Below are 17,916 nucleotides of genomic sequence, written 5' to 3'. Positions count from 1 at the left end.
CAAAGGGGGCTCCCGTGGTCGCGGTTCTGAGGTGCGTACCGGCCACCGAACCGGAGATTCCGGGGTGCCGTCGCTGCGGTTCGGGGGCCTCGTCCGCTCTCGCGAACGACCACCGGTCCACGGGCTACCAGGGTAACAGCGACGGGGAGAGGCTGCTTCCGGCCATGCCCTCCACCGGGGGGTCACACCATCGCCCCAGCCCTTTCACGTCCCACTCGATCGGGTCAGAGATCTTGCGGGGACCGTCGCGCGGATCTTCGTGGTGCGTCGTATCCTGCTCAAACACTCGCTGCCGAGACGGCCGGGCGGCGGCACCACCCAAGGCCGCCCACCGGTACAGGACTCGTCGGATCTTCCCGGGTGAAAGACCCTACGACCCCCTATGACCCGCAGTAAGGGCCCTATGACGGGGCGACATGGCCGTTCGACTGGAGACGCACGTGGCCGGGCGCATCGAGGATTACGCACTCATCGGAGACATGCAGACCGCCGCCCTGGTCTGCCGGGACGGCACAGCCGACTGGCTGTGCCTGCCCCGCTTCGATTCCCACGCCGTGTTCGCGGGCCTGCTGGGCACCGAGGAGCACGGCTTCTGGCGCCTGGGGCCGGCGAGAGCGGAGGGAGCGGAACCGGCCTACGCCGACCGGCGGCGTTATCGCGGTGACTCCCTCGTCCTGGAATCGGAGTGGGACACACCGCGCGGCACTGTACGAGTGACCGATTTCATGCCGCCGCGTGACGGCGCCCCCCAGCTCATCCGGATCGTGGAGGGCGTCAGCGGCCGGGTGCCGATGCGCTCGGAGCTGCGGATGCGTTTCAGTTACGGCCGGGTGACCCCGTGGGTGCACAAGGTCGACAACCGCACGGTCGCCGTCGCCGGCCCGGACTCCGTCTGGCTGGACACCGAGGCCGAGACGTACGGCAAGAACCTGACCACCTACTCCGACTTCACCGTCGGCCCCGGTGACCGGGTGGCCTTCACGATCAGCTGGCAGCCTTCGCACCACGGGCCGCCGGCCCTTCCGGAGCCCGAGAACTCCCTGGAGGCGACGGAGCTGTTCTGGCGCGAATGGGTCGATCAGTGTACGTACCACGGGCCCTATCGGGAGGCGGTCGTGCGCTCCCTGATCACGCTCAAGGCCCTCACGTACGCGCCGACCGGCGGCATCGTCGCGGCCCCGACCACCTCGCTGCCCGAGGAGATCGGGGGCGTACGGAACTGGGACTACCGCTACACCTGGCTGCGGGACGCCGCGATCACCCTCTCCTCGCTGCTGCGCACCGGGTACCGGGAGGAGGCCCGCGCCTGGCGCGAGTGGCTGCTGCGGGCGGTGGCGGGCGACCCGGAGAACCTCCAGATCATGTACGGCATCGCCGGGGAGCGCGAGCTCGGCGAGGCGGAGCTGGACTGGCTGCCCGGTTACGAGAACTCCACCCCGGTCCGCGTCGGCAACGGCGCCGCCAACCAGCTCCAGCTCGACGTGTACGGCGAGGTCACCGAGGCGCTGCACCTGGCGCACATGACGGGGCTGACGCGCAACGACTACGCCATGGGCCTCCAGCTCAAGCTGATCGAGTACCTGGAGAAGCACTGGGAGGAGCCCGACGAGGGCATCTGGGAGGTCCGCGGGCCGCGCCGGCACTTCGTCCACTCCAAGGTGATGGCCTGGGTCGCGGTCGACCGGACCATCAAGCTGGTGGAGTCCGGGGACATCGAAGGACCGCTGGAGCGGTGGCGCGAACTGCGCGACGACATCCACCGGGACGTCTGCGAGCGCGGCTACGACAAGGAGCGCAACACCTTCACCCAGTCCTACGGGTCCAAGGAGCTGGACGCCTCCCTCCTGCTCATCCCGCAGATGGGCTTCCTGCCGCCGGACGACAAGCGGGTCATCGGCACGATCGAGGCGATCCAGCGGGAGCTGTCCACGGAGGACGGCTTCATCCTGCGCTATCCGACGGAGGGCGAGGACGCGGGCGTCGACGGTCTGGCGGGCGACGAGGGCGCGTTCCTGGCCTGCTCGTTCTGGATGGCCGACGACCTCGCGATGATCGGCCGGGTCGACGAGGCCCGCCGGCTCTTCGAGAAGCTGCTGTCGCTCCGCAACGACCTGGGGCTGCTGGCCGAGGAGTGGGACTCGAACCTCCAGCGGCAGGTCGGGAACTTCCCGCAGGCGTTCAGCCACGTCCCGCTGATCGACACGGCCCTGCGGCTGACGGCGAGCGGCGCGTACGTCGGCTGACCCGGCCGGGGAATCCCGTTCCCTGTGTCGGAGTCCGCACGGGGAGGCCGTAGCCGTGCCGGATACGACAGGTGAGCGGGATCCACGCCTCTGACCGGAGCCGTTCCCCTCTTCGTGTTCCGGACCGTCCCGGTCGTCGCCACAGACGACCGGGACGAGACGTCCTGACCACCGCGGCCAGGACCGTTGATGGCGCACACGCGGTACTGGCCGCTCCGCGCCCGGACATGCCGATGTGGCCCCTGCGCGCCCTTCCACCTCTCCAGCCTCTCCCGCACCACCTGCTTGCTGACGACAACCAGGCAACTCACGCACCCGCTGCGCGATCACCCGTCGCGCCCGTGGAAACCTCGATGCCCGACAACGTGGTTGAGCCCGCCCCTGCGATCGTGTTGGCTGGCGGCACCGGACTGCCGGTACCGCAGGTGTCCGCTTGGCTTTCGCAGGGAGTTGAACGTGCAGGACAGTGTTGTCGACCCCGTCGCCCATAATCGGGCAGCCTGGGACAAGTACGTCCAGGAGGGCAACGAGTGGTCGAGGCCGGTGAGCGCCGAGGAGGTCGAGCGCGCCCGCACGGGCGACTGGTCGATCGTTCTCATCGGGCGTGAGCCGGTCGACCGCTCCTGGCTGCCGACGGACCTGACCGGCAAGGACGTGTTGTGCCTGGCCTCCGGCGGTGGCCAGCAGGGCCCGATCCTCGCCGCCGCGGGGGCGCGGGTCACCGTGTTCGACAACTCCCCCCGCCAGCTCGGCCAGGACCGGATGGTGGCGGCGCGCGACGGACTCGACCTGCGCACCGTCCTGGGCGACATGCGCGACCTGGGCGCCTTCGGCGACGCGACCTTCGACGTCGTGTTCCATCCGGTCTCCAACCTGTTCGTACCGGAGTTGGCACCGGTGTGGCGTGAGTGCTTCCGCGTCCTGCGACCGGGCGGAACTCTGCTCGCGGGCTTCCTCAACCCCGATGCGTACTTGTTCGACCACGAGGCGCTCGACGAGCGCGGCGAGATGGTCGTCGTGCACACGCTGCCCTACAGCGATGTCGCGCGGTACTCCGCCGAGGAACGCGCCACGAAGTTCGGCGCGGACGCCGCTCTCGAACACAGCCACACCCTCACCGACCAGATCGGCGGGCAACTCGCCGCGGGGTTCGTCCTCACCGGCTTCGCGGAAGCGCCGCACCAATCCAACGCATCCGCTCGATACATGTCGAACTATTTCGCGACGTTGGCGGTCAAGCCGACCCGGCCTTGAGGCCGGCCGAGACGGCCACGTCTCCGGACGGCCGAGCGGAGCGCTGGGCCGGCCCGGCTCCCGCGGACTTCGCTTCTCAGGGGGCGGCGAGCGGTTCGGCCTCGTACGCCCGGTGGAGCAGTTCCAGGAACCGCGGGGCCGGAGGCAGGCCGGTGGCGCCGATCCGGTGGACCGGCACGCCGGGCGTCCAGGAGTTCATGACGGCGGCTCCGGCGAGGGCGGGCAGATCGGCGGGGGTGACGTCGGCGGTCCGCTGGGCGGTCCCCAGCCGTTCCAACTGCCGGCGGACGATGCCCAGGGTCGTCCCGCCCAGCATGTCCGCCCGGGGCCACACCACCGCCTCGCCGTCCCAGAAGGCCAGGTTCCAGATCGTCGCCTCGCTGAACCGGCCCGCGCGGTCCAGGAAAGCGGCGTCGTCGAAGCCCTCGGCGACGGCCCGCCGCAGGAGGTGGGTCTTGGCCACCTCCCCGACGTGCTTGACGTGGGGCAGGAACCGCTCGTGCCCGACCGCCGCCAGAGCGAGCGGCCCCTCCGGGCCGGACGACGCCGGGCCGGTGCGGACCAGGAGCGCGAGGCCCGCGTCGGCGGCGGTGAACTCGCCGGCCGGGGAGTACACGGTGGCGGTCAGCGAGAGGTCGGCCGGTCCCCCGCGCAGCGCCGCACGCAGCCGGGAGCGCACCAGCTCCTCGGGCAGGGCCCGGCCGAACAGCTCCACCGAGGCGGACCGCAACCGCTCCAGATGGAGGTCCAGTCCGCGGATCCGGCCGTCGCGGACCTGCGCGGCGGTGAAGTGGGCGTGGCCCGCGAAGGCGAGCGCGGTGAGGTCGCCGGCGGTCGCCGGACGGCCGTTCAGATGGGTGAGGCAGGGGGAAGGTCGGCTCATGGTCCGGACGTTAGGGTCTGACACCGGTGGCAAGGTCAAGGGGGACGGGGGAGGTGCACATGCTGATCGGGGAGTTGTCCCGGCGGACGGGGGCCAGCGCCCGGTCGCTGCGGTACTACGAGGCGCAGGGGCTGCTGGCGGCGCGGCGCGGGAGCAACGGCTACCGCGCCTACGGCGAGGACGCGGTCCGTACCGTGCGGCAGATCCGCGCGCTGCTGCGGGCCGGGCTGTCCACCGAGGTGATCCGCCGGGTGCTGCCGTGCGCCCGGGGTGAGCGGGGCTTCGACTGGTGTGCGGAGCTGCGGGAGATCCTGGACGGCGAACTGGCGGTCATGGACGAGCGGATCGAGGCGCTGCGACTCAGCCGTGGGGCGCTGGCGGAGCTGCTGGACGGCCGGTGAACGGGGCGGCGCGGGGGCCGGCCGCGCGGCGCGGCTCCCCTCCGGGGCCCGTTACCTGCTGGTACGCGTCCCCTGCGGTGTGCGTCACACTCCCCGGGCGGTAGCGTCCTGAAGAGGACGGTTCGGTTCCGGGCAGTCCGAACGGGACGACCGCCCGGCCGACGGAGAGCACCGGGCCGGGCAGGGCACTAGGGGAAGCGGGCCGGGGACGTGGAGAGCCACAGCGGGATCACCGTGCAGCGGGCGCTGGAGCTGCCGGGGCTGCGCGCCGGGCTTCCGGAGGTGGTGGCCGGCGCCGACCGGCTGAACCGTACGGTGCGCTGGGTGCACGCGGGCGAGGTCCCCAACATCGCCTCCCTCCTCAAGGGCGGCGAGCTGCTCCTGACGACCGGGCTGGGCCTGGGCGCCCGCCCCGCCGAACAGCGCGCCTTCGTCCACCGCCTCGCCGACCGGGGCATCGCCGCCCTGGTGGTGGAGCTGGGCCCGCGCTTCGGCCGGCTGCCCTCCTCCATCGTGGACGCGGCCCGAGCGGCCGGGCTCCCGCTGGTCCAGCTGCACCGGGAGGTGCCGTTCGTCGCGGTGACCGAAGAAGTGCACACCGAGATCGTCAACGGGCACTACGCGCTGCTCCAGCAGGCGGAGGAGGTGCACCGGCGCGCCACCCGGGCGCTGCTGGACGGGGGCGGGGTGCCGCAGGTCCTCGGCATCCTCGCCGACTTCACCGCCAACCCGGTCTTCCTGGAGACGCCCGACGGCCGCCTCCTGTACGCGGCGGCCACCGGGACCGGCCCGGTGGGCGCGGACCCGCTCCAGGTCTGGGAGGGCATGCGCGGCGACCGGGCGGCCCGGGAGAGCCCGCCGACCGGGGCGGTGCTGGTGGACGTGCCGGGCGGCGGGCCCGAGACCGGTGCGGTGCGGGCGCGGCTGGTGCTGCTGGCGGTGGCCGGGCCGCTAGCGACCGTGCACCGCATGGCGGCCGAGCGGGCCGCGGGCCTGCTCGCCGTCGTGCTGATGCAGGCCCGGCAGGAGGAGGAGCTGGCCGCCCGGGGCCGGGGAGACTTCCTGACCGATCTCGCGGAGGGCCGGATCGCCCCGGAGGACGCCCCCGCCCAGGCCCGGGTGCTCGGCTTTCGGCCCGGCGACTCCCCGCTGCTGCCGGTGGTGATGCGGCTGGCCCCCGAGCTGTCCCCCTCGGGCAACTGGTCGCTGCTGGCCCGGGCGGTCCTGGAGGAGCTGGCCTCGGTCGGCGTGCCGGTGCTGCTGGGCGTACGACCGGTGGAGGGGCGGGTTCCGCTGCTGCTGGGGCTGCGTTCGGAGGGCGAGCGCACGGCGGTCGCGGACCGGGTGGCGGCGGCGCTGCGGGCGGGCGTGGAGCGGGCCGGGCTCGACCGGGCCGGGTCGCGGTCCCCAGTGGTCGTGGTGGGCGTCGCGGGCGGCTGGGCGACGGCGGGGGCCGGGCTGCGGCACGCGTCGGAGACGGCGACGGCCGCGCAGGGCCTGGACGACCGGCCCTGGTACGACGCCCGGCGCCTCGACATCGACCTGCTGCTGTGGCGGCTGCGGGACCATCAGGACCTGGCCGCGTTCGTGGAACGGGCGATCGGTCCGCTGCGCGAACACGACCGCGCCTCCCGGCCGCCGCTGCTGCCGACGCTCCAGGCGTATCTGGCGCACGCGGGCCGCAAGGCGGAGACCGCCCGCGAGCTGCACCTCAACCGCCAGACGCTCTACAACCGGCTGGCCCGGATCGGTGAACTGCTGGGCACGGATCTGGACGACCCGCAGACGGTTCTGGCGCTGAGTCTGGCCCTGCGGGCCCGCCGTCACACGAACTGACGCCCGGCCGCCGGGGGGCTCCGCTCAGCGCCCCCGCCCCGCCGCACCCGTTCGGCGGCCGCGCCCCGCGGCCTACGGCTGGGCCAGCTCGTCGTAGACGCTGAGGACATGGGCGGTCGTGTCGTCCTGGGTGGGCCAGTCGGCCGCCTGCGCCCGCCCGGCCTCGGCGAGCCGGGCGCGCTCCGCCGGATCCTCGACCAGCCGCACGACCGCGCGGGCGAGGGCCTCGGCGTCCCCGTACGGCACCAGTTCGGCGGCCTTCCCGACCAGTTCGGGGGTGCCGCCGACCGCCGTGGCGACCAGCGGTACCCCGGCGCGCAGCGCCTCCTGGGCCGGCAGGGAACGGCCCTCCCACCGGCTCGGCAGCAGGGCCAGATCGGCGGCGGCGATCAACTCCCCTGTCCCGTCCCGGGGCTCGACGATGCGGACGGGCAACTCCTCTTCCCTGATCCGGCGTCGCAGCGCTTCCCGGTCGCCCCCCTCCCCCGCGACGACGAGCAGCGGCTCGGGGTCCAGTCCCCGCCAGAGGCGGACGGCGTCCAGCAGGACGCTGAAGCCCTGCTGCGGCACGAGGTCACCCACGGCCACCAGCAACGGCCGCTCGACCGCGCCGAGTTCGGCCCGCAGTTTGTCCTTGTGCGGTTCCGCGCCGGTGTCGGCCGGGGGCGGCGGCAGGACGGCGAGGGGGGCGATCCGGGCGTCGCGGGCGCCCCGTTCGCGGGCCAGGTCGACCAGGTCGGAGGTGGGGGCGAGCACCACGGTGGCGGCCCGTGCGGCACGTCGTTCCAACAGGTGCAGGATCTGCCGGCGGGCCCCCTCCGCGTACCGGCGCGTGTGCCAGGTCACCACCAGGGGCACGGGGCGTCCGCTCAGCGCGAGGGCGGTGCGCGCGGCCGCGTGGAGGCCGTGGGCGTGGACGACGTCCGCCCCCGCGCAGGCGGCCCGCAGGGCGGCGACGGCGGCCGGGTCGCTGCGTCGGGGGACCGGGAGGAAACGGGCTCCGGCCGCCGTGAAGCGGTGGGCGCTCTCCACGGGGGGCGGAGCGCAGACGGTCACCCGTACTCCGCGCGCCACCAGCCCGGCGGTCAGGGAGCCGACGTGCGCGCTGCTGCCCGCACTGCCGCCGCCCAGGACTTGGACCGTACGCAGCTGTGACACGTTGATCGGCTCCCCGGGGCTCCCGAGCGGGCGGTATGGACAGCGCCAAGGATGCCAGCCCGTACGCGTGTTCCGGGACTGCCGTAACGTTGCTGCATCACCCGCGTCGACAACCGACCGCACCCCACCACACTCAAGGGTGAATTTCGAGGCGCGAAGTTGCCGTCCTTCGCTCAAAAACGGCCCGATCCCGCCCCCCGACTCGTCCGAGGCCGCCCGGATCGCCGCCGGAGGCCGCCCGAAGCCGTGGGAACCGGCCCGGCGAGCGCCCGGCGCGGACTCCGTACGGACGGAGGGGCCCCGCCGCGCCCGCACCCCTCCCCCGGCCGACGCCCCGGCGCGCGGGGCGGGGACCGGAACAGGAGCAGGGGCCGACGCGTGGGGCCGGGCAGGGACCGGACTTCCCGCCCCGGCCCGGCCCGCCCCGTCTCCGACCGCTCAGCCGTCGGCGCGGGCCGTGGCCAGCAGCTCCTCGGCGTGGGCACGGGCCGTCTCGGAGTCCTCCTGGCCCGCCAGCATCCGGGACAGCTCCCGGACCCGGTCCTCGCCCTCCAGGACGGTGACACCGCTGCGGGTCACCGAACCGTCCACGGTCTTCTCGACCAGCAGCTGCCGGTCGGCGAAGGCCGCCACCTGCGGGAGGTGGGTGACGACGACCACCTGGGCGGACCTGGCGAGCTTGGCGAGCCGCCGGCCCACCTCGACCGCCGCCTTGCCGCCGACGCCCGCGTCGACCTCGTCGAAGAGATAGGTCGGCACGGGGTCGGAGCCCGCGAAGACGACCTCGACCGCGAGCATCACCCGGGACAGTTCACCGCCGGACGCGCCCTTGGCGATCGGCCGGGGCTGGGCCCCGGGGTGCGGGGCGAGCAGCAGCTCCACCTCGTCCGCGCCGGACGGACCGTAGAGGACGCTGCGCCCGCCGACGTCGATGCCGGACGCCTCGTCCGCCGCCTCGGTCTGCCGGATGGCGAAGGAGACCCGGGCGTGCGGCATGGCCAGCGAGGCCAGCTCCTCGGTCACCGCCTCGGCGAACCGGGCGGCGGCCTCCGTCCGCGCGTCGGTCAACGCCTGAGCCAGAGCCGAGAGTTCGGCCCGCAGTCCGTCGCGTTCGGCGGTCAGCTCGGCGATCCGCTCGTCGTCGCCCTCCAGCTCGGTGAGGCGGCCCGCGCCCTCCTGCGCCCAGGCGAGTACGGCCGTGATGTCCTCGCCGTACTTGCGGGTGAGGGCGGTCAGCGCGGCCCGCCGCTCCTCCACGGCGGCCAGCCGCAGCGGGTCGGCCTCCAGTTGGTCGGCGTAACCCGCCAACTCGCCGGAGACGTCGGCGATCAGGATGGAGATCTCCCCGATCCGGTCCGCCAGCGCGGCGAGCGCCGGGTCGTGGGCCCGGACCCCGTCCAGGGCCTGCCCGGCGGCGGCGACCACGGTGGTGGCGTCGATGCTCTCCGGGTCCTCCGGGTTCCCCGCCAGCGCGGTGTGCGCGAGGGAGGCCGCGGAGGCGAGGGCCTCGGCGTGCCCGAGCCGCTCCGCCTCGGCGGCCAGCTCGGCGTCCTCCCCGGGCAGCGGCTCGACGGCGGCGACCTCGTTCAGCCCGAACCGCAGCAGGTCGGCCTCCTGGGCCCGCTCCCGGGCCCGGGTGGTCAGCTCCTCCAGCTCGGTGGCGACGGCCCGCAACCGCCGGTAGGCCGCCGCGTACTTGGCTCGCGGGACCTCCACGCCGTCCCCGGCGTACCGGTCCAGGGCGCCCCGCTGCCGCGCCGGCTTGAGGAGCCCCTGCTGGTCGGTCTGGCCGTGCACGGCGACGAGGTCGTCCGCCAGCTCGGTGAGGACCCCCACCGGCACGGACCGGCCGCCGAGGTGGGCCCGTGAGCGCCCCTCCGCCGACACGGTACGGCTGATGAGCAGCGCGCCGTCGTCCAGCTCCGCCCCGGCCTCTTCGGCCCGCAGCGCCGCCGCGTCGCCCTCGGACACCGTGATCCGGCCCTCGACGACGGCGGCCTTGGCCCCGATCCGTACGAGGGCGGGGTCAGCGCGCCCGCCGAGCAGCAGCCCGAGGCTCGTGACGACCATGGTCTTGCCCGCGCCGGTCTCACCCGTGACCGCGGTGAAACCGGGTGACAGCTCCACCACCGCGTCGTCGATGACTCCGAGCGACCGTATCCGCATCTCCTCCAACACGGACATGACCTTACGAGGTCCAGGACCGCACGCGCGACGGCCCCCGCCCCGGGGTTCACTCTCCCGAGGGTTCCCGGGCAGGTCGCGGCGGCCGTGCGCAGGCGGTACGAAGACCGTGCGAAGGCCCTGCGGAGGCCGCGGAGAACCGCCCCGGCCGTCAGTGCGGGGCGCCCCGCCATCCCGAGACGGGCAGGGCGAACTTCGCCACCAGCCGGTCGGTGAACGATGCCTGGTGCAGCCGAGCCAGCCGTACGGGCACCGCCCCGCGCCGCACCTCGACCCGGGCCCCGGCGGGCAGCTCCACGGTCCGCCGGCCGTCGCACCACAGCACGCCGTGCGGGGTGTGCGGCTGCACCTCGACGGCGAGCACGGAGGCGGGCGAGGTCACCAACGGCTTCGCGAACAGGGCGTGGGCGCTGATCGGGACCATCAGCAGCGCCTCGACCTCGGGCCAGACGACGGGGCCGCCCGCCGAGAAGGCGTACGCGGTCGAACCGGTCGGGGTGGCGCAGACGATCCCGTCGCAGCCGAACCCGGTGACCGGGCGGCCGTCGATCTCCAGGACCACTTCGAGCATCCGCTCGGGCGACACCTTCTGCACGGCCGCCTCGTTGAGTGCCCAGTCGGTGTGCACGACATCGCCGTTGCTGTGCACGAGGACGTCGATCGTCATGCGCTCCTCGACCTCGTAGTCGCGGCTGACGACCCGGGAGACCACCTGGTCGAGGTCGTCGCGCTCGGCCTCGGCGAGGAAGCCGACGCGTCCGAGGTTGACGCCGAGCATCGGCACCCCGGAGGCCCGGGAGAACTCGGCGCCGCGCAGCAGGGTGCCGTCACCGCCGAGGACGATCAGCAGCTCGCACCCGTCCACGGCGGCGGGACTGGTGTCCGTGACCGTCTCCACGGTGTCCGGGAGCGGCAGATCGGCCGCCTCGGTCGCCAGGACCCGTACGCCCAGGCCGTTGTGCAGGAGGCCCTGCACGACGAGTTCCGCGCTGCGGATCGCGGCCGGACGGCCGGTGTGCGCCAAAAGGAAGACTGTTCGTGCCGCATTCGTCGTCAACGAGGCCCCTCCGCCACTGCACGGTCGACATCCGCCGGGTCCAGCTCAGGTGCGCCGGCCCGCAGCCACAGAAAGTACTCGACGTTCCCGGAGGGGCCGGGCAGCGGACTGGCCGTCACCCCGCGTACACCGAGGCCGAGCGCCCCGGCCCGGCGGGCCACCTCCCGTACGGCTTCGGCGCGCAGTTCGGGGCTCCGCACCACTCCTCCGCTGCCGAGCCGCTCCTTGCCGACCTCGAACTGGGGCTTGACCATGAGGACCAGATCGGCGTCGGGCCCGGCGCACCGGGCGAGCGCGGGCAGGACGAGGCCCAGCGGGATGAAGGACAGGTCCCCCACCACCAGGTCGACCGCCTCGCCGTCGATGTCCTCCAAGGTCAACTCCCGTACGTTGGTACGGTCCTTGACGACGACCCGTTCATCGGACCGAAGGGACCAGGCGAGCTGCCCGTAGCCGACGTCCACGGCCAGCACCTGCCGGGCCCCGGCGCGCAGCAGCACATCGGTGAACCCCCCCGTCGAGGCTCCGGCGTCCAGCGCCCGCCTGCCCTCGACGGCCAGCCCGAGCGGGACGAAGGCGGCGAGCGCCCCGGCCAGCTTGTGGCCTCCGCGCGAGACGTAGTCGGGGTCGTCGTCGTCCTTGGTGACGACGATCGCGGCGGCCGTCTCGACCTGGGTGGCGGGTTTGGTCGCGGTGGTGCGGCCGACGGTGACGCGCCCGGCGGCGATCAGCTGGCTCGCGTGCTCCCGCGAGCGGGCGAGCTTGCGGCGTACCAGCTCGGCGTCGAGGCGGCGACGTGCCACTCCTGCCACGTTCGGTTCAGCTCCTGTTGTCGTGACGCGTGTCGTGACGCGTGTCCTGCGGGCGGGGCGAGGGCGTGGGCCCGGATCCGGATCCGGGCGCGGCGGCGTCCGGCCGGGCGTCCAGCGAGGTCAGCTCGGCCCGCAGCCCACGGTGTACATCCTCGTACACCTCGACGTGTCCGTCCGCCGGGAGGCGGTCGGCGTCGGCCAGCCGCTCCAGCCGGGCGTCCACGGCGGCGTACCCGGTGGGGGTGCGTACGACCCCGAGGGGTGCGGGCTCGGCGGGCTCGAAGGAGGCCGCCGCGGCGGCCGGCTCCCCGCCCGCCGGCTCGGCGGTCTCCGCGTCATCGGTGTCGCTCATGCCGAAACGCTACAACGGCGGACCGGTGTACCGTCGAGCACGATGGCGACCAAGGAGGAGTGCCGCAGCGCACTCGACAGACTTTCCGGCAACCTCGCGGCGGCCGGGGGCGACGTGCGCGGCGCCGCCGCCCTCGACCGCTCGCTGAGCTGTCACATCACGGACCTCGACGTCACGTTCACCGGCCGGTTGGCCGACGGCCGCATCGAGGTGCGGGACACGGTCGAGGGGCCGCCCCGGGAGAAGGCCGAGATCAGGCTCGCGATGACGAGCGAGGACCTGGTGGCGCTGGTGGACGGCGACCTGAACTTCGCGAAGGCGTGGGCTTCGGGCCGGGTACGCCTGGAGGCGGGCTTCCGGGACCTGCTGAAGCTGAGGTCCCTGCTGTAGCGGAACGGCGTTCGGCCGCCGTCCGGCCGTCCGCACGTCCCGGAAGGCCGCAGGACGGCACGCCGAGGACGCACGGGCAGCGCGGACGTCCCGGCCCGTCCGCCGGGGCGGGACGGAGCACCGGGGGGCGCCCCGCCCTCTCAGGCGGCGGCCTTCCGTGCCTTGCGGGCCGCCGGTACGACCAGCGGCGTCCCCGTCTCCGGGTCGTCGATCACCTGGCACCGCATCCCGAACACCCGCTCCACCAGCTCCGCGTCGACGACGTCCGACGGCGGGCCCTCCGCGACGACCGCCCCGTCCCGCATCGCGATGAGGTGCGTGGCGTACCGGGCGGCGTGGTTCAGGTCGTGGAGCACGGCGACCAGCGTGCGGCCCCGCGTCTCGTGCAGCTCCGCACAGAGGTCGAGCACGTCGATCTGGTGCTGGATGTCGAGGTACGTCGTCGGTTCGTCGAGCAGCAGCAGCGGCGTCTGCTGCGCCAGCGCCATGGCGATCCAGACGCGCTGGCGCTGACCGCCGGACAGTTCGTCGACATAGCGGTCGGCCAGCTCGGCGACGCCGGTGGACTCCATGGACTCCCCGACCACCCGCTCGTCCTGCGGCGACCACTGCCGCAGCAGTCCCTGGTGGGGGTAGCGGCCGCGGGCGACGAGGTCGGCGACGGTGATCCCGTCCGGGGCTATGGAGCTCTGCGGCAGCAGTCCGAGCGTCCGGGCGACCTTCTTGGCGGGCAGCCGGTGGATGGCCTGCCCGTCCAGCAGCACCTGCCCCCGGCTCGGCTGGAGCATCCGGGCGAGAGCACGCAGCAGGGTCGACTTACCGCAGGCGTTGGGGCCGACGATCACGGTGAAGGAGTTGTCGGGGATCTCCACCGAGAGGTTGTCGGCGATGATCCGCCGGTCGTAGCCGAGGGTCACCGATTCCGCGGTGAGGCGCTGCATGGTCGTACTCCCGGAGTCGGTGAGATGGAGCGGCGCGGGGCACGGGCGGTCCACCGCTCAGCACCAAGTTAGGTTACCCTATGCTGCTTGCCGCCCCCTGGGCTCCGGACCGCCGCAGGGGCTCCGGAGCCCGTGTCCGCGAGGGGCCCCGGAGCCGGTTCAGAGGCCGAGCCGGGCGACGGCCTTCTCCGTCTCCAGCTCGCACCCGCCCGGACCGGCGGAGGTCCAGGCCGCCGCGCAGAGGGCCCGCAGCCCGTCGAGCGCGTCGCCTCCGTCCCCGGGCGCGTCCTCCAGCACCAGCCGGCCCCCGCGCACGGCGGCCGTCCAGCCCCCGCACCGGTACGCGTCACCGGCCGGCTCCACCTCGGGCTGCCCGGTCAGCAGCCCCCGCAGGTCCCGGTCCACGTAGGTCGGACGGTGCTGGGGCGGCGCGGCGAGGAGCTGGGCCGCGTCGGTCACCCCGGTCAGGACCAGCAGCGAGTCCACGCCCCCGTTGAACGCGCCCTCGATGTCGGTGTCCAGCCGGTCCCCGACGACGAGGGGCCGCTGCGCCCCCGTCCGCAGGACGGTCTCGCGGTGCATCGGTGGCAGCGGCTTCCCCGCGACCTGCGGCTCGGCCCCGGTGGCGATCCGTACGACCTCGACCGCGGCCCCGTTGCCGGGGGCGATGCCCCGGGCGCTCGGAATGGTCAGGTCGGTGTTGGAGGCGAACCACGGCAGCCCGCGCCGGATCGCGTAGCTCGCCTCGGCGAACCGCCCCCACGCCATGTCCGGCCCGCCGTACCCCTGGACCACCGCCGCCGGGTCGTCGTCCGCCGAATCCACCGGCTCCAGTCCGCGCTCGCGCAGCGCCACCCGCAGCCCCTCGCCGCCGATCGCCAGCACCCGCGCTCCCGGCGGCAGCCGGTCGGCGACCAGCCGGGCGACGGCCTGCGCGGAGGTGATCACGTCGGAGGGGCCGGCGGGCACCCCGAGCCGCGTCAGGTGCTCCGCGACGGCGTCCGGCGTCCGCAGCGCGTTGTTGGTGACGTACGCCAGCCGCATGCCCCCGGCCCGTGCCTCCGCCAGCGACTCGACGGCGTACGCGACGGCCTCACCGCCCGCGTACACGACCCCGTCGAGATCGAGGAGAGCCGTGTCGTACGCCTCGTTCAGCGCCGTGCCGCTCCCCGCCGGCCGGGACCTCTGGTGCTGGTGGCTCATATGGTTCGCTCCTCATTTTCTCTTTTCCCGGTTTCCGCCCCGGCCGTCGCGGGCGCCCCCCGCACACATACGATGCCCTGATGAAGACTTCAGGTCCCGTCGCGCAGGGGCTGCGGCTGATCCCGTTCCGCGGACTGCGTTACGTCCCCGAGCGGGTCGGCAGCCTTGCCGCCGTGACCTCGCCCCCGTACGACGTGGTCGTCCGGCCCGACGGGCTGCATCACCTGGAGTCCGCGGATCCGCACAACATCGTGCGCCTCATCCTCCCCCAGGCCGGCACGGCGCGGGACCGGCACCGGCAGGCGGCGGACACCCTGGAGCGCTGGCTGGCCGAAGGGGTCATCGCTCCGGACCGGGAGCCGGCGCTGTACGTCTACGAGCAGCGGAACGACGAGATCCTCCAGCGGGGCGTGATCGGCGCCCTGGCGCTCTCCCCCGCCGCCGACGGCGTCGTGCTGCCCCACGAGGACGTCATGGACGACGTCGTCGCGGACCGGACGGAGCTGATGCGCACGACGGGGGCCCATCTGGAGCCGCTGCTGCTGACCTACCGCGGCGACGAGGGGGAGGCGGTCGGGTCGGCGGCCGTGATCGAACGCACGGTGCTGCGCGATCCGCTGCTCGCCACCACGACGGAGGACGGCTTCCGGCACCGGCTCTGGGCCGTGACGGATCCCGCGGAGCGGGGCGCGATCGAGGCGGACCTCGCCCGACGCCAGGCGCTCATCGCGGACGGCCACCACCGCTGGGCCACCTACCTCCGGCTCCAGCGGGAGGAGGCCGCCCCCGGCCCGTGGGACTACGGTCTCGTCCTCCTGGTCGACACGGCCCGCCACCCGCTCCAGGTCCGCGCCATCCACCGGCTCCTGCGGGGGCTGCCGGTCTCCCGGGCCCTGGAGGCCGTGCGGGGCCTGTTCCGCGTCGAGCGGGTCGGCGGGCCGCTCCCCCGAGCCCTGGAGGCACTGGCCGAGGCCGCGGCGCAGGGCAACGCGTTCCTCCTCGCCGGCGACGGCGGCTTCCACCTGGTGGACTGCCCCGATCCGGCTCTGCTGGCCCGCGCGGTCCGGACGGACCGCCCCGAGGCGTGGCGCACCCTGGACGCGACGGTCCTGCACTCGGTGCTGCTGGACGAGGTGTGGAGCGTCCCCGACGCCCCCGAGCACATCGGCTACATCCACGACACCGCGGCCGCCGTCGAACAGGCGGAACGCCTCGGCGCCACAGCGGTCCTGATGCACCCCGTACGCGAAGAGGTCGTCCGGGACCTGGCCCGGCAGGGTGTGACGATGCCGCGCAAGTCGACGTCGTTCGGCCCGAAGCCGGCCACGGGCCTGGTCATGCGGAGCCTCGCGCTCGACTGATCCGCCCCGGCGCGGGAAACGCGAAGGGGGGCGGCGCCCCGGTCGGAGTGCCGCCCCCCTTCTGTCACCCGCTAGTGCCGGGCCGAACCGTCCACGGGACCGTCCTGGCCCTCGGACCCGTCCTGCTCGTCACGGCCCTCGGACGCGGGCGTGTCCGCCGCGTCCGTCTCGTCCGCCGTATCGGTCTCCTCGTCGAGTACGTCGACGAATTCGACGCCGTCGAGTTCGGCGAGCCGGTCCGACGCGTCGGTGGAACCGTCCTTGTCGGCCTCCAGCGCCTTCCCGAACCACTCCCGGGCCTCGTCCTCGCGTCCGACCTCCAGCAGGGCGTCCGCGTAGGCGTACCGCAGGCGCGCCGTCCACGGCTGGATCGAGCTGGACGCCAGCTCGGGGCTCTGGAGCGTCACGATGGCGGCGTCGATCTGCCCCATGTCGCGGCGCGCCCCGGCGGCCACCAGTCGCATCTCGACCTGGCTCGTCTTGTCCAGCTTCTGCACCTCGGGCTCGCCGGCCATCGCCAGCGCCTTCTCGGGCCGCCCGAGCCCGCGTTCGCAGTCCGCCATGACGGGCCACAGTTCGACGGAGCCGGTCATGCGCCGGGCCGCACGGAACTCGGCGAGCGCCTCGGCGTACTGCTGCGTGGCGTACGCGGCGAATCCGGCCGCCTCACGCACGGCGGCGACGCGGGACGCGAGCCGCAGGGCGATACGGGAGTACGCGTACGCCTGCTCGGGGTCCTCGTCGATCAGCCGGGCCACCATGACGAGGTTGCGCGCGACGTCCTCGGCAAGGGTTTTCGGCAGGCTCATCAGTTCCTGGCGCACGTCCTTGTCGATCTCGTCGCCCGTGACGTCGTCCGGAATCGGCAGCCGCTTGATCGGCTCGCGGTCACGGTCGCGGTCCCGGTCGTCACGGCGGAAGCCACCACGGTCGCGGTCGTCGCGCTGTCCGCCACGGTATCCGCCTCGGCCCCGGTCGCTTCCCCGGTCGTCACCACGGAAACCGCCGCCGCCGTAGCCGCCACCACGGTTGTCGTCACGACGGAAGCCACCGCCGGAAGGCCGGTTGTCATCGCGACGGAAGCCACCGCCCGAGGGCCGGTCGTCGTCGCGGCGGGGACCTCGGGGGCGGTCGTCACGGCGCTCGAAGCCCCCGGTGGGACGGCCACCGCGGTCATCACGCTGCTGACCACCCCGGTACCCACCACGGTCGTCATCACGACGCGGACCGCGCGGACGGTCGTCACGCCGCTCGAAACCGCCACCACGGTTGTCGTCACGTCGGAAGCCACCGCCGGAAGGCCGGCTGTCGTCGCGGCGGGGGCCGCGGTCCCGGTCGTCACGGGGGAAGCCACCGCGGTCGTTGTCACGTCGAGGTGCGCCGGAACCGGACCGGTCGTCACGACCCCCGCGGTAACCGCCCCTGTCACCACCGTCCCGGCGACGCGGCTCGCGCTCCGGACGATCGTCGGGAGAGTTGGTGGTCATGGGTGTGACTCCTGTCTTCGGGTACTGCAGACATTCTCGCGCAGCCGACCCGGCGACGCGCTTCGGAAAAACAAAAGGACCCCTGGTCCCAGCGTGAACGCTGGGACCAGGGGTCCTTGAAAGATTGTTCGGCGGCGTCCTACTCTCCCACAGGGTCCCCCCTGCAGTACCATCGGCGCTGAAAGGCTTAGCTTCCGGGTTCGGAATGTAACCGGGCGTTTCCCTAACGCAATGACCACCGAAACACTATCGGGTTCTAGCGAACAAGCACACTCTTCAATTAAGTAGTGAAACTGTTCAACCGGTGCGATAACTGTTCGCAACCCGGGAACAACACAGTGGACGCGAGCAACT

Annotated in this window: 16 protein-coding genes and 1 rRNA gene; 6 read left to right on the top strand and 11 right to left on the bottom strand. The window is 73.6% G+C overall.

Annotation, left to right across the window (positions count from 1 at the left end):
- Positions 1-416: 416 nt before the first annotated feature.
- Together AMK24_RS17065 and AMK24_RS17060 are read left to right on the top strand one after the other, a co-directional pair.
- Positions 417-2,243 (top strand): glycoside hydrolase family 15 protein, encoded by a 1,827-nt coding sequence (locus AMK24_RS17065; protein ID WP_107427418.1) that lies wholly within the window; start codon positions 417-419, stop codon positions 2,241-2,243.
- A gap of 456 nt (positions 2,244-2,699) precedes the next feature.
- Positions 2,700-3,497: a class I SAM-dependent methyltransferase gene (locus AMK24_RS17060; protein ID WP_073769628.1), complete on the top strand. Its 798-nt coding sequence runs from the start codon at positions 2,700-2,702 to the stop codon at positions 3,495-3,497.
- A 76-nt stretch (positions 3,498-3,573) separates the two neighbouring features.
- Here the strand turns inward: AMK24_RS17060 and AMK24_RS17055 are convergent, their stop codons facing one another.
- Complete coding sequence (locus AMK24_RS17055; protein WP_073769627.1) at positions 3,574-4,380, bottom strand: aminotransferase class IV family protein; 807 nt, start codon at positions 4,378-4,380, stop codon at positions 3,574-3,576.
- Positions 4,381-4,439: 59 nt separating this feature from the next.
- On the opposite strand from AMK24_RS17055, the gene AMK24_RS17050 reads away from it, so the two are divergent.
- Together AMK24_RS17050 and AMK24_RS17045 are read left to right on the top strand one after the other, a co-directional pair.
- On the top strand, positions 4,440-4,781 hold the full coding sequence (locus tag AMK24_RS17050; RefSeq protein ID WP_073769626.1) for a MerR family transcriptional regulator: 342 nt from the start codon (positions 4,440-4,442) through the stop codon (positions 4,779-4,781).
- A 210-nt stretch (positions 4,782-4,991) separates the two neighbouring features.
- Positions 4,992-6,617, top strand: a complete 1,626-nt coding sequence (locus AMK24_RS17045; RefSeq protein ID WP_073769625.1) for a PucR family transcriptional regulator — start codon at positions 4,992-4,994, stop codon at positions 6,615-6,617.
- A 72-nt stretch (positions 6,618-6,689) separates the two neighbouring features.
- On the opposite strand, the gene AMK24_RS17040 is transcribed toward AMK24_RS17045, so the two are convergent.
- The 5 genes from AMK24_RS17040 to AMK24_RS17020 form a co-directional block, all read right to left on the bottom strand.
- Positions 6,690-7,775 carry a glycosyltransferase family 4 protein gene (locus AMK24_RS17040; RefSeq protein WP_073769624.1) on the bottom strand — a complete coding sequence of 362 codons (1,086 nt, stop codon included), beginning with the start codon at positions 7,773-7,775 and terminating at the stop codon, positions 6,690-6,692.
- A 438-nt stretch (positions 7,776-8,213) separates the two neighbouring features.
- Positions 8,214-9,959: a DNA repair protein RecN gene (recN, locus tag AMK24_RS17035; protein ID WP_073769623.1), complete on the bottom strand. Its 1,746-nt coding sequence runs from the start codon at positions 9,957-9,959 to the stop codon at positions 8,214-8,216.
- Positions 9,960-10,110: 151 nt separating this feature from the next.
- Positions 10,111-11,016, bottom strand: coding sequence for an NAD kinase (locus tag AMK24_RS17030; protein WP_073769622.1), 906 nt, complete (start codon positions 11,014-11,016; stop codon positions 10,111-10,113).
- Positions 11,013-11,828 carry a TlyA family RNA methyltransferase gene (locus AMK24_RS17025; protein WP_073769621.1) on the bottom strand — a complete coding sequence of 272 codons (816 nt, stop codon included), beginning with the start codon at positions 11,826-11,828 and terminating at the stop codon, positions 11,013-11,015. Before AMK24_RS17025 ends, AMK24_RS17030 begins: the two co-directional genes overlap by 4 nt.
- Positions 11,829-11,835: 7 nt before the next feature.
- Positions 11,836-12,180 carry a hypothetical protein gene (locus tag AMK24_RS17020; protein WP_073769620.1) on the bottom strand — a complete coding sequence of 115 codons (345 nt, stop codon included), beginning with the start codon at positions 12,178-12,180 and terminating at the stop codon, positions 11,836-11,838.
- Between the two features lie 42 nt (positions 12,181-12,222).
- On the opposite strand from AMK24_RS17020, the gene AMK24_RS17015 reads away from it, so the two are divergent.
- Complete coding sequence (locus AMK24_RS17015) at positions 12,223-12,570, top strand: SCP2 sterol-binding domain-containing protein (protein WP_073769619.1); 348 nt, start codon at positions 12,223-12,225, stop codon at positions 12,568-12,570.
- 140 nt (positions 12,571-12,710) lie between these two features.
- On the opposite strand, the gene AMK24_RS17010 is transcribed toward AMK24_RS17015, so the two are convergent.
- Both AMK24_RS17010 and AMK24_RS17005 read right to left on the bottom strand, forming a co-directional pair.
- Positions 12,711-13,511 (bottom strand): ABC transporter ATP-binding protein, encoded by an 801-nt coding sequence (locus AMK24_RS17010; RefSeq protein ID WP_073769618.1) that lies wholly within the window; start codon positions 13,509-13,511, stop codon positions 12,711-12,713.
- 159 nt (positions 13,512-13,670) lie between these two features.
- Positions 13,671-14,714, bottom strand: coding sequence for an HAD-IIA family hydrolase (locus AMK24_RS17005; protein WP_073769617.1), 1,044 nt, complete (start codon positions 14,712-14,714; stop codon positions 13,671-13,673).
- A gap of 80 nt (positions 14,715-14,794) precedes the next feature.
- On the opposite strand from AMK24_RS17005, the gene AMK24_RS17000 reads away from it, so the two are divergent.
- Positions 14,795-16,075 carry a DUF1015 family protein gene (locus AMK24_RS17000; RefSeq protein WP_073769616.1) on the top strand — a complete coding sequence of 427 codons (1,281 nt, stop codon included), beginning with the start codon at positions 14,795-14,797 and terminating at the stop codon, positions 16,073-16,075.
- Between the two features lie 71 nt (positions 16,076-16,146).
- On the opposite strand, the gene AMK24_RS34230 is transcribed toward AMK24_RS17000, so the two are convergent.
- The 3 genes from AMK24_RS34230 to rrf form a co-directional block, all read right to left on the bottom strand.
- Positions 16,147-16,884 carry a tetratricopeptide repeat protein gene (locus tag AMK24_RS34230; RefSeq protein ID WP_199876445.1) on the bottom strand — a complete coding sequence of 246 codons (738 nt, stop codon included), beginning with the start codon at positions 16,882-16,884 and terminating at the stop codon, positions 16,147-16,149.
- Positions 16,884-17,477 carry a hypothetical protein gene (locus AMK24_RS34225; protein WP_199876444.1) on the bottom strand — a complete coding sequence of 198 codons (594 nt, stop codon included), beginning with the start codon at positions 17,475-17,477 and terminating at the stop codon, positions 16,884-16,886. The genes AMK24_RS34230 and AMK24_RS34225 overlap by 1 nt, the downstream gene beginning before the upstream one ends.
- A gap of 211 nt (positions 17,478-17,688) precedes the next feature.
- Positions 17,689-17,805: ribosomal RNA gene (gene rrf, locus AMK24_RS16990) — 5S ribosomal RNA — on the bottom strand.
- Positions 17,806-17,916 lie beyond the last annotated feature (111 nt).

The sequence above is a fragment of the Streptomyces sp. CB02366 genome, assembly GCF_001905905.1.
In the GTDB taxonomy this organism is placed as follows: Bacteria; Actinomycetota; Actinomycetes; order Streptomycetales; family Streptomycetaceae; genus Streptomyces.
Note: the sequence above shows the minus strand (reverse complement) of the source record. Positions and strands in the feature narration are given on the sequence as shown.

Coding starts and splice junctions, on each gene's coding strand:
- AMK24_RS17055 (WP_073769627.1), bottom strand. CDS start 4,380: ATGAGCCGACCTTCCCCCTGCCTCACCCATCTGAACGGCCGTCCGGCG.
- AMK24_RS17010 (WP_073769618.1), bottom strand. CDS start 13,511: ATGCAGCGCCTCACCGCGGAATCGGTGACCCTCGGCTACGACCGGCGG.
- AMK24_RS17050 (WP_073769626.1), top strand. CDS start 4,440: ATGCTGATCGGGGAGTTGTCCCGGCGGACGGGGGCCAGCGCCCGGTCG.
- AMK24_RS17015 (WP_073769619.1), top strand. CDS start 12,223: ATGGCGACCAAGGAGGAGTGCCGCAGCGCACTCGACAGACTTTCCGGC.
- AMK24_RS17020 (WP_073769620.1), bottom strand. CDS start 12,180: ATGAGCGACACCGATGACGCGGAGACCGCCGAGCCGGCGGGCGGGGAG.
- AMK24_RS34230 (WP_199876445.1), bottom strand. CDS start 16,884: ATGAGCCTGCCGAAAACCCTTGCCGAGGACGTCGCGCGCAACCTCGTC.
- AMK24_RS17005 (WP_073769617.1), bottom strand. CDS start 14,714: ATGAGCCACCAGCACCAGAGGTCCCGGCCGGCGGGGAGCGGCACGGCG.
- AMK24_RS17065 (WP_107427418.1), top strand. CDS start 417: ATGGCCGTTCGACTGGAGACGCACGTGGCCGGGCGCATCGAGGATTAC.
- recN (WP_073769623.1), bottom strand. CDS start 9,959: ATGTCCGTGTTGGAGGAGATGCGGATACGGTCGCTCGGAGTCATCGAC.
- AMK24_RS17000 (WP_073769616.1), top strand. CDS start 14,795: ATGAAGACTTCAGGTCCCGTCGCGCAGGGGCTGCGGCTGATCCCGTTC.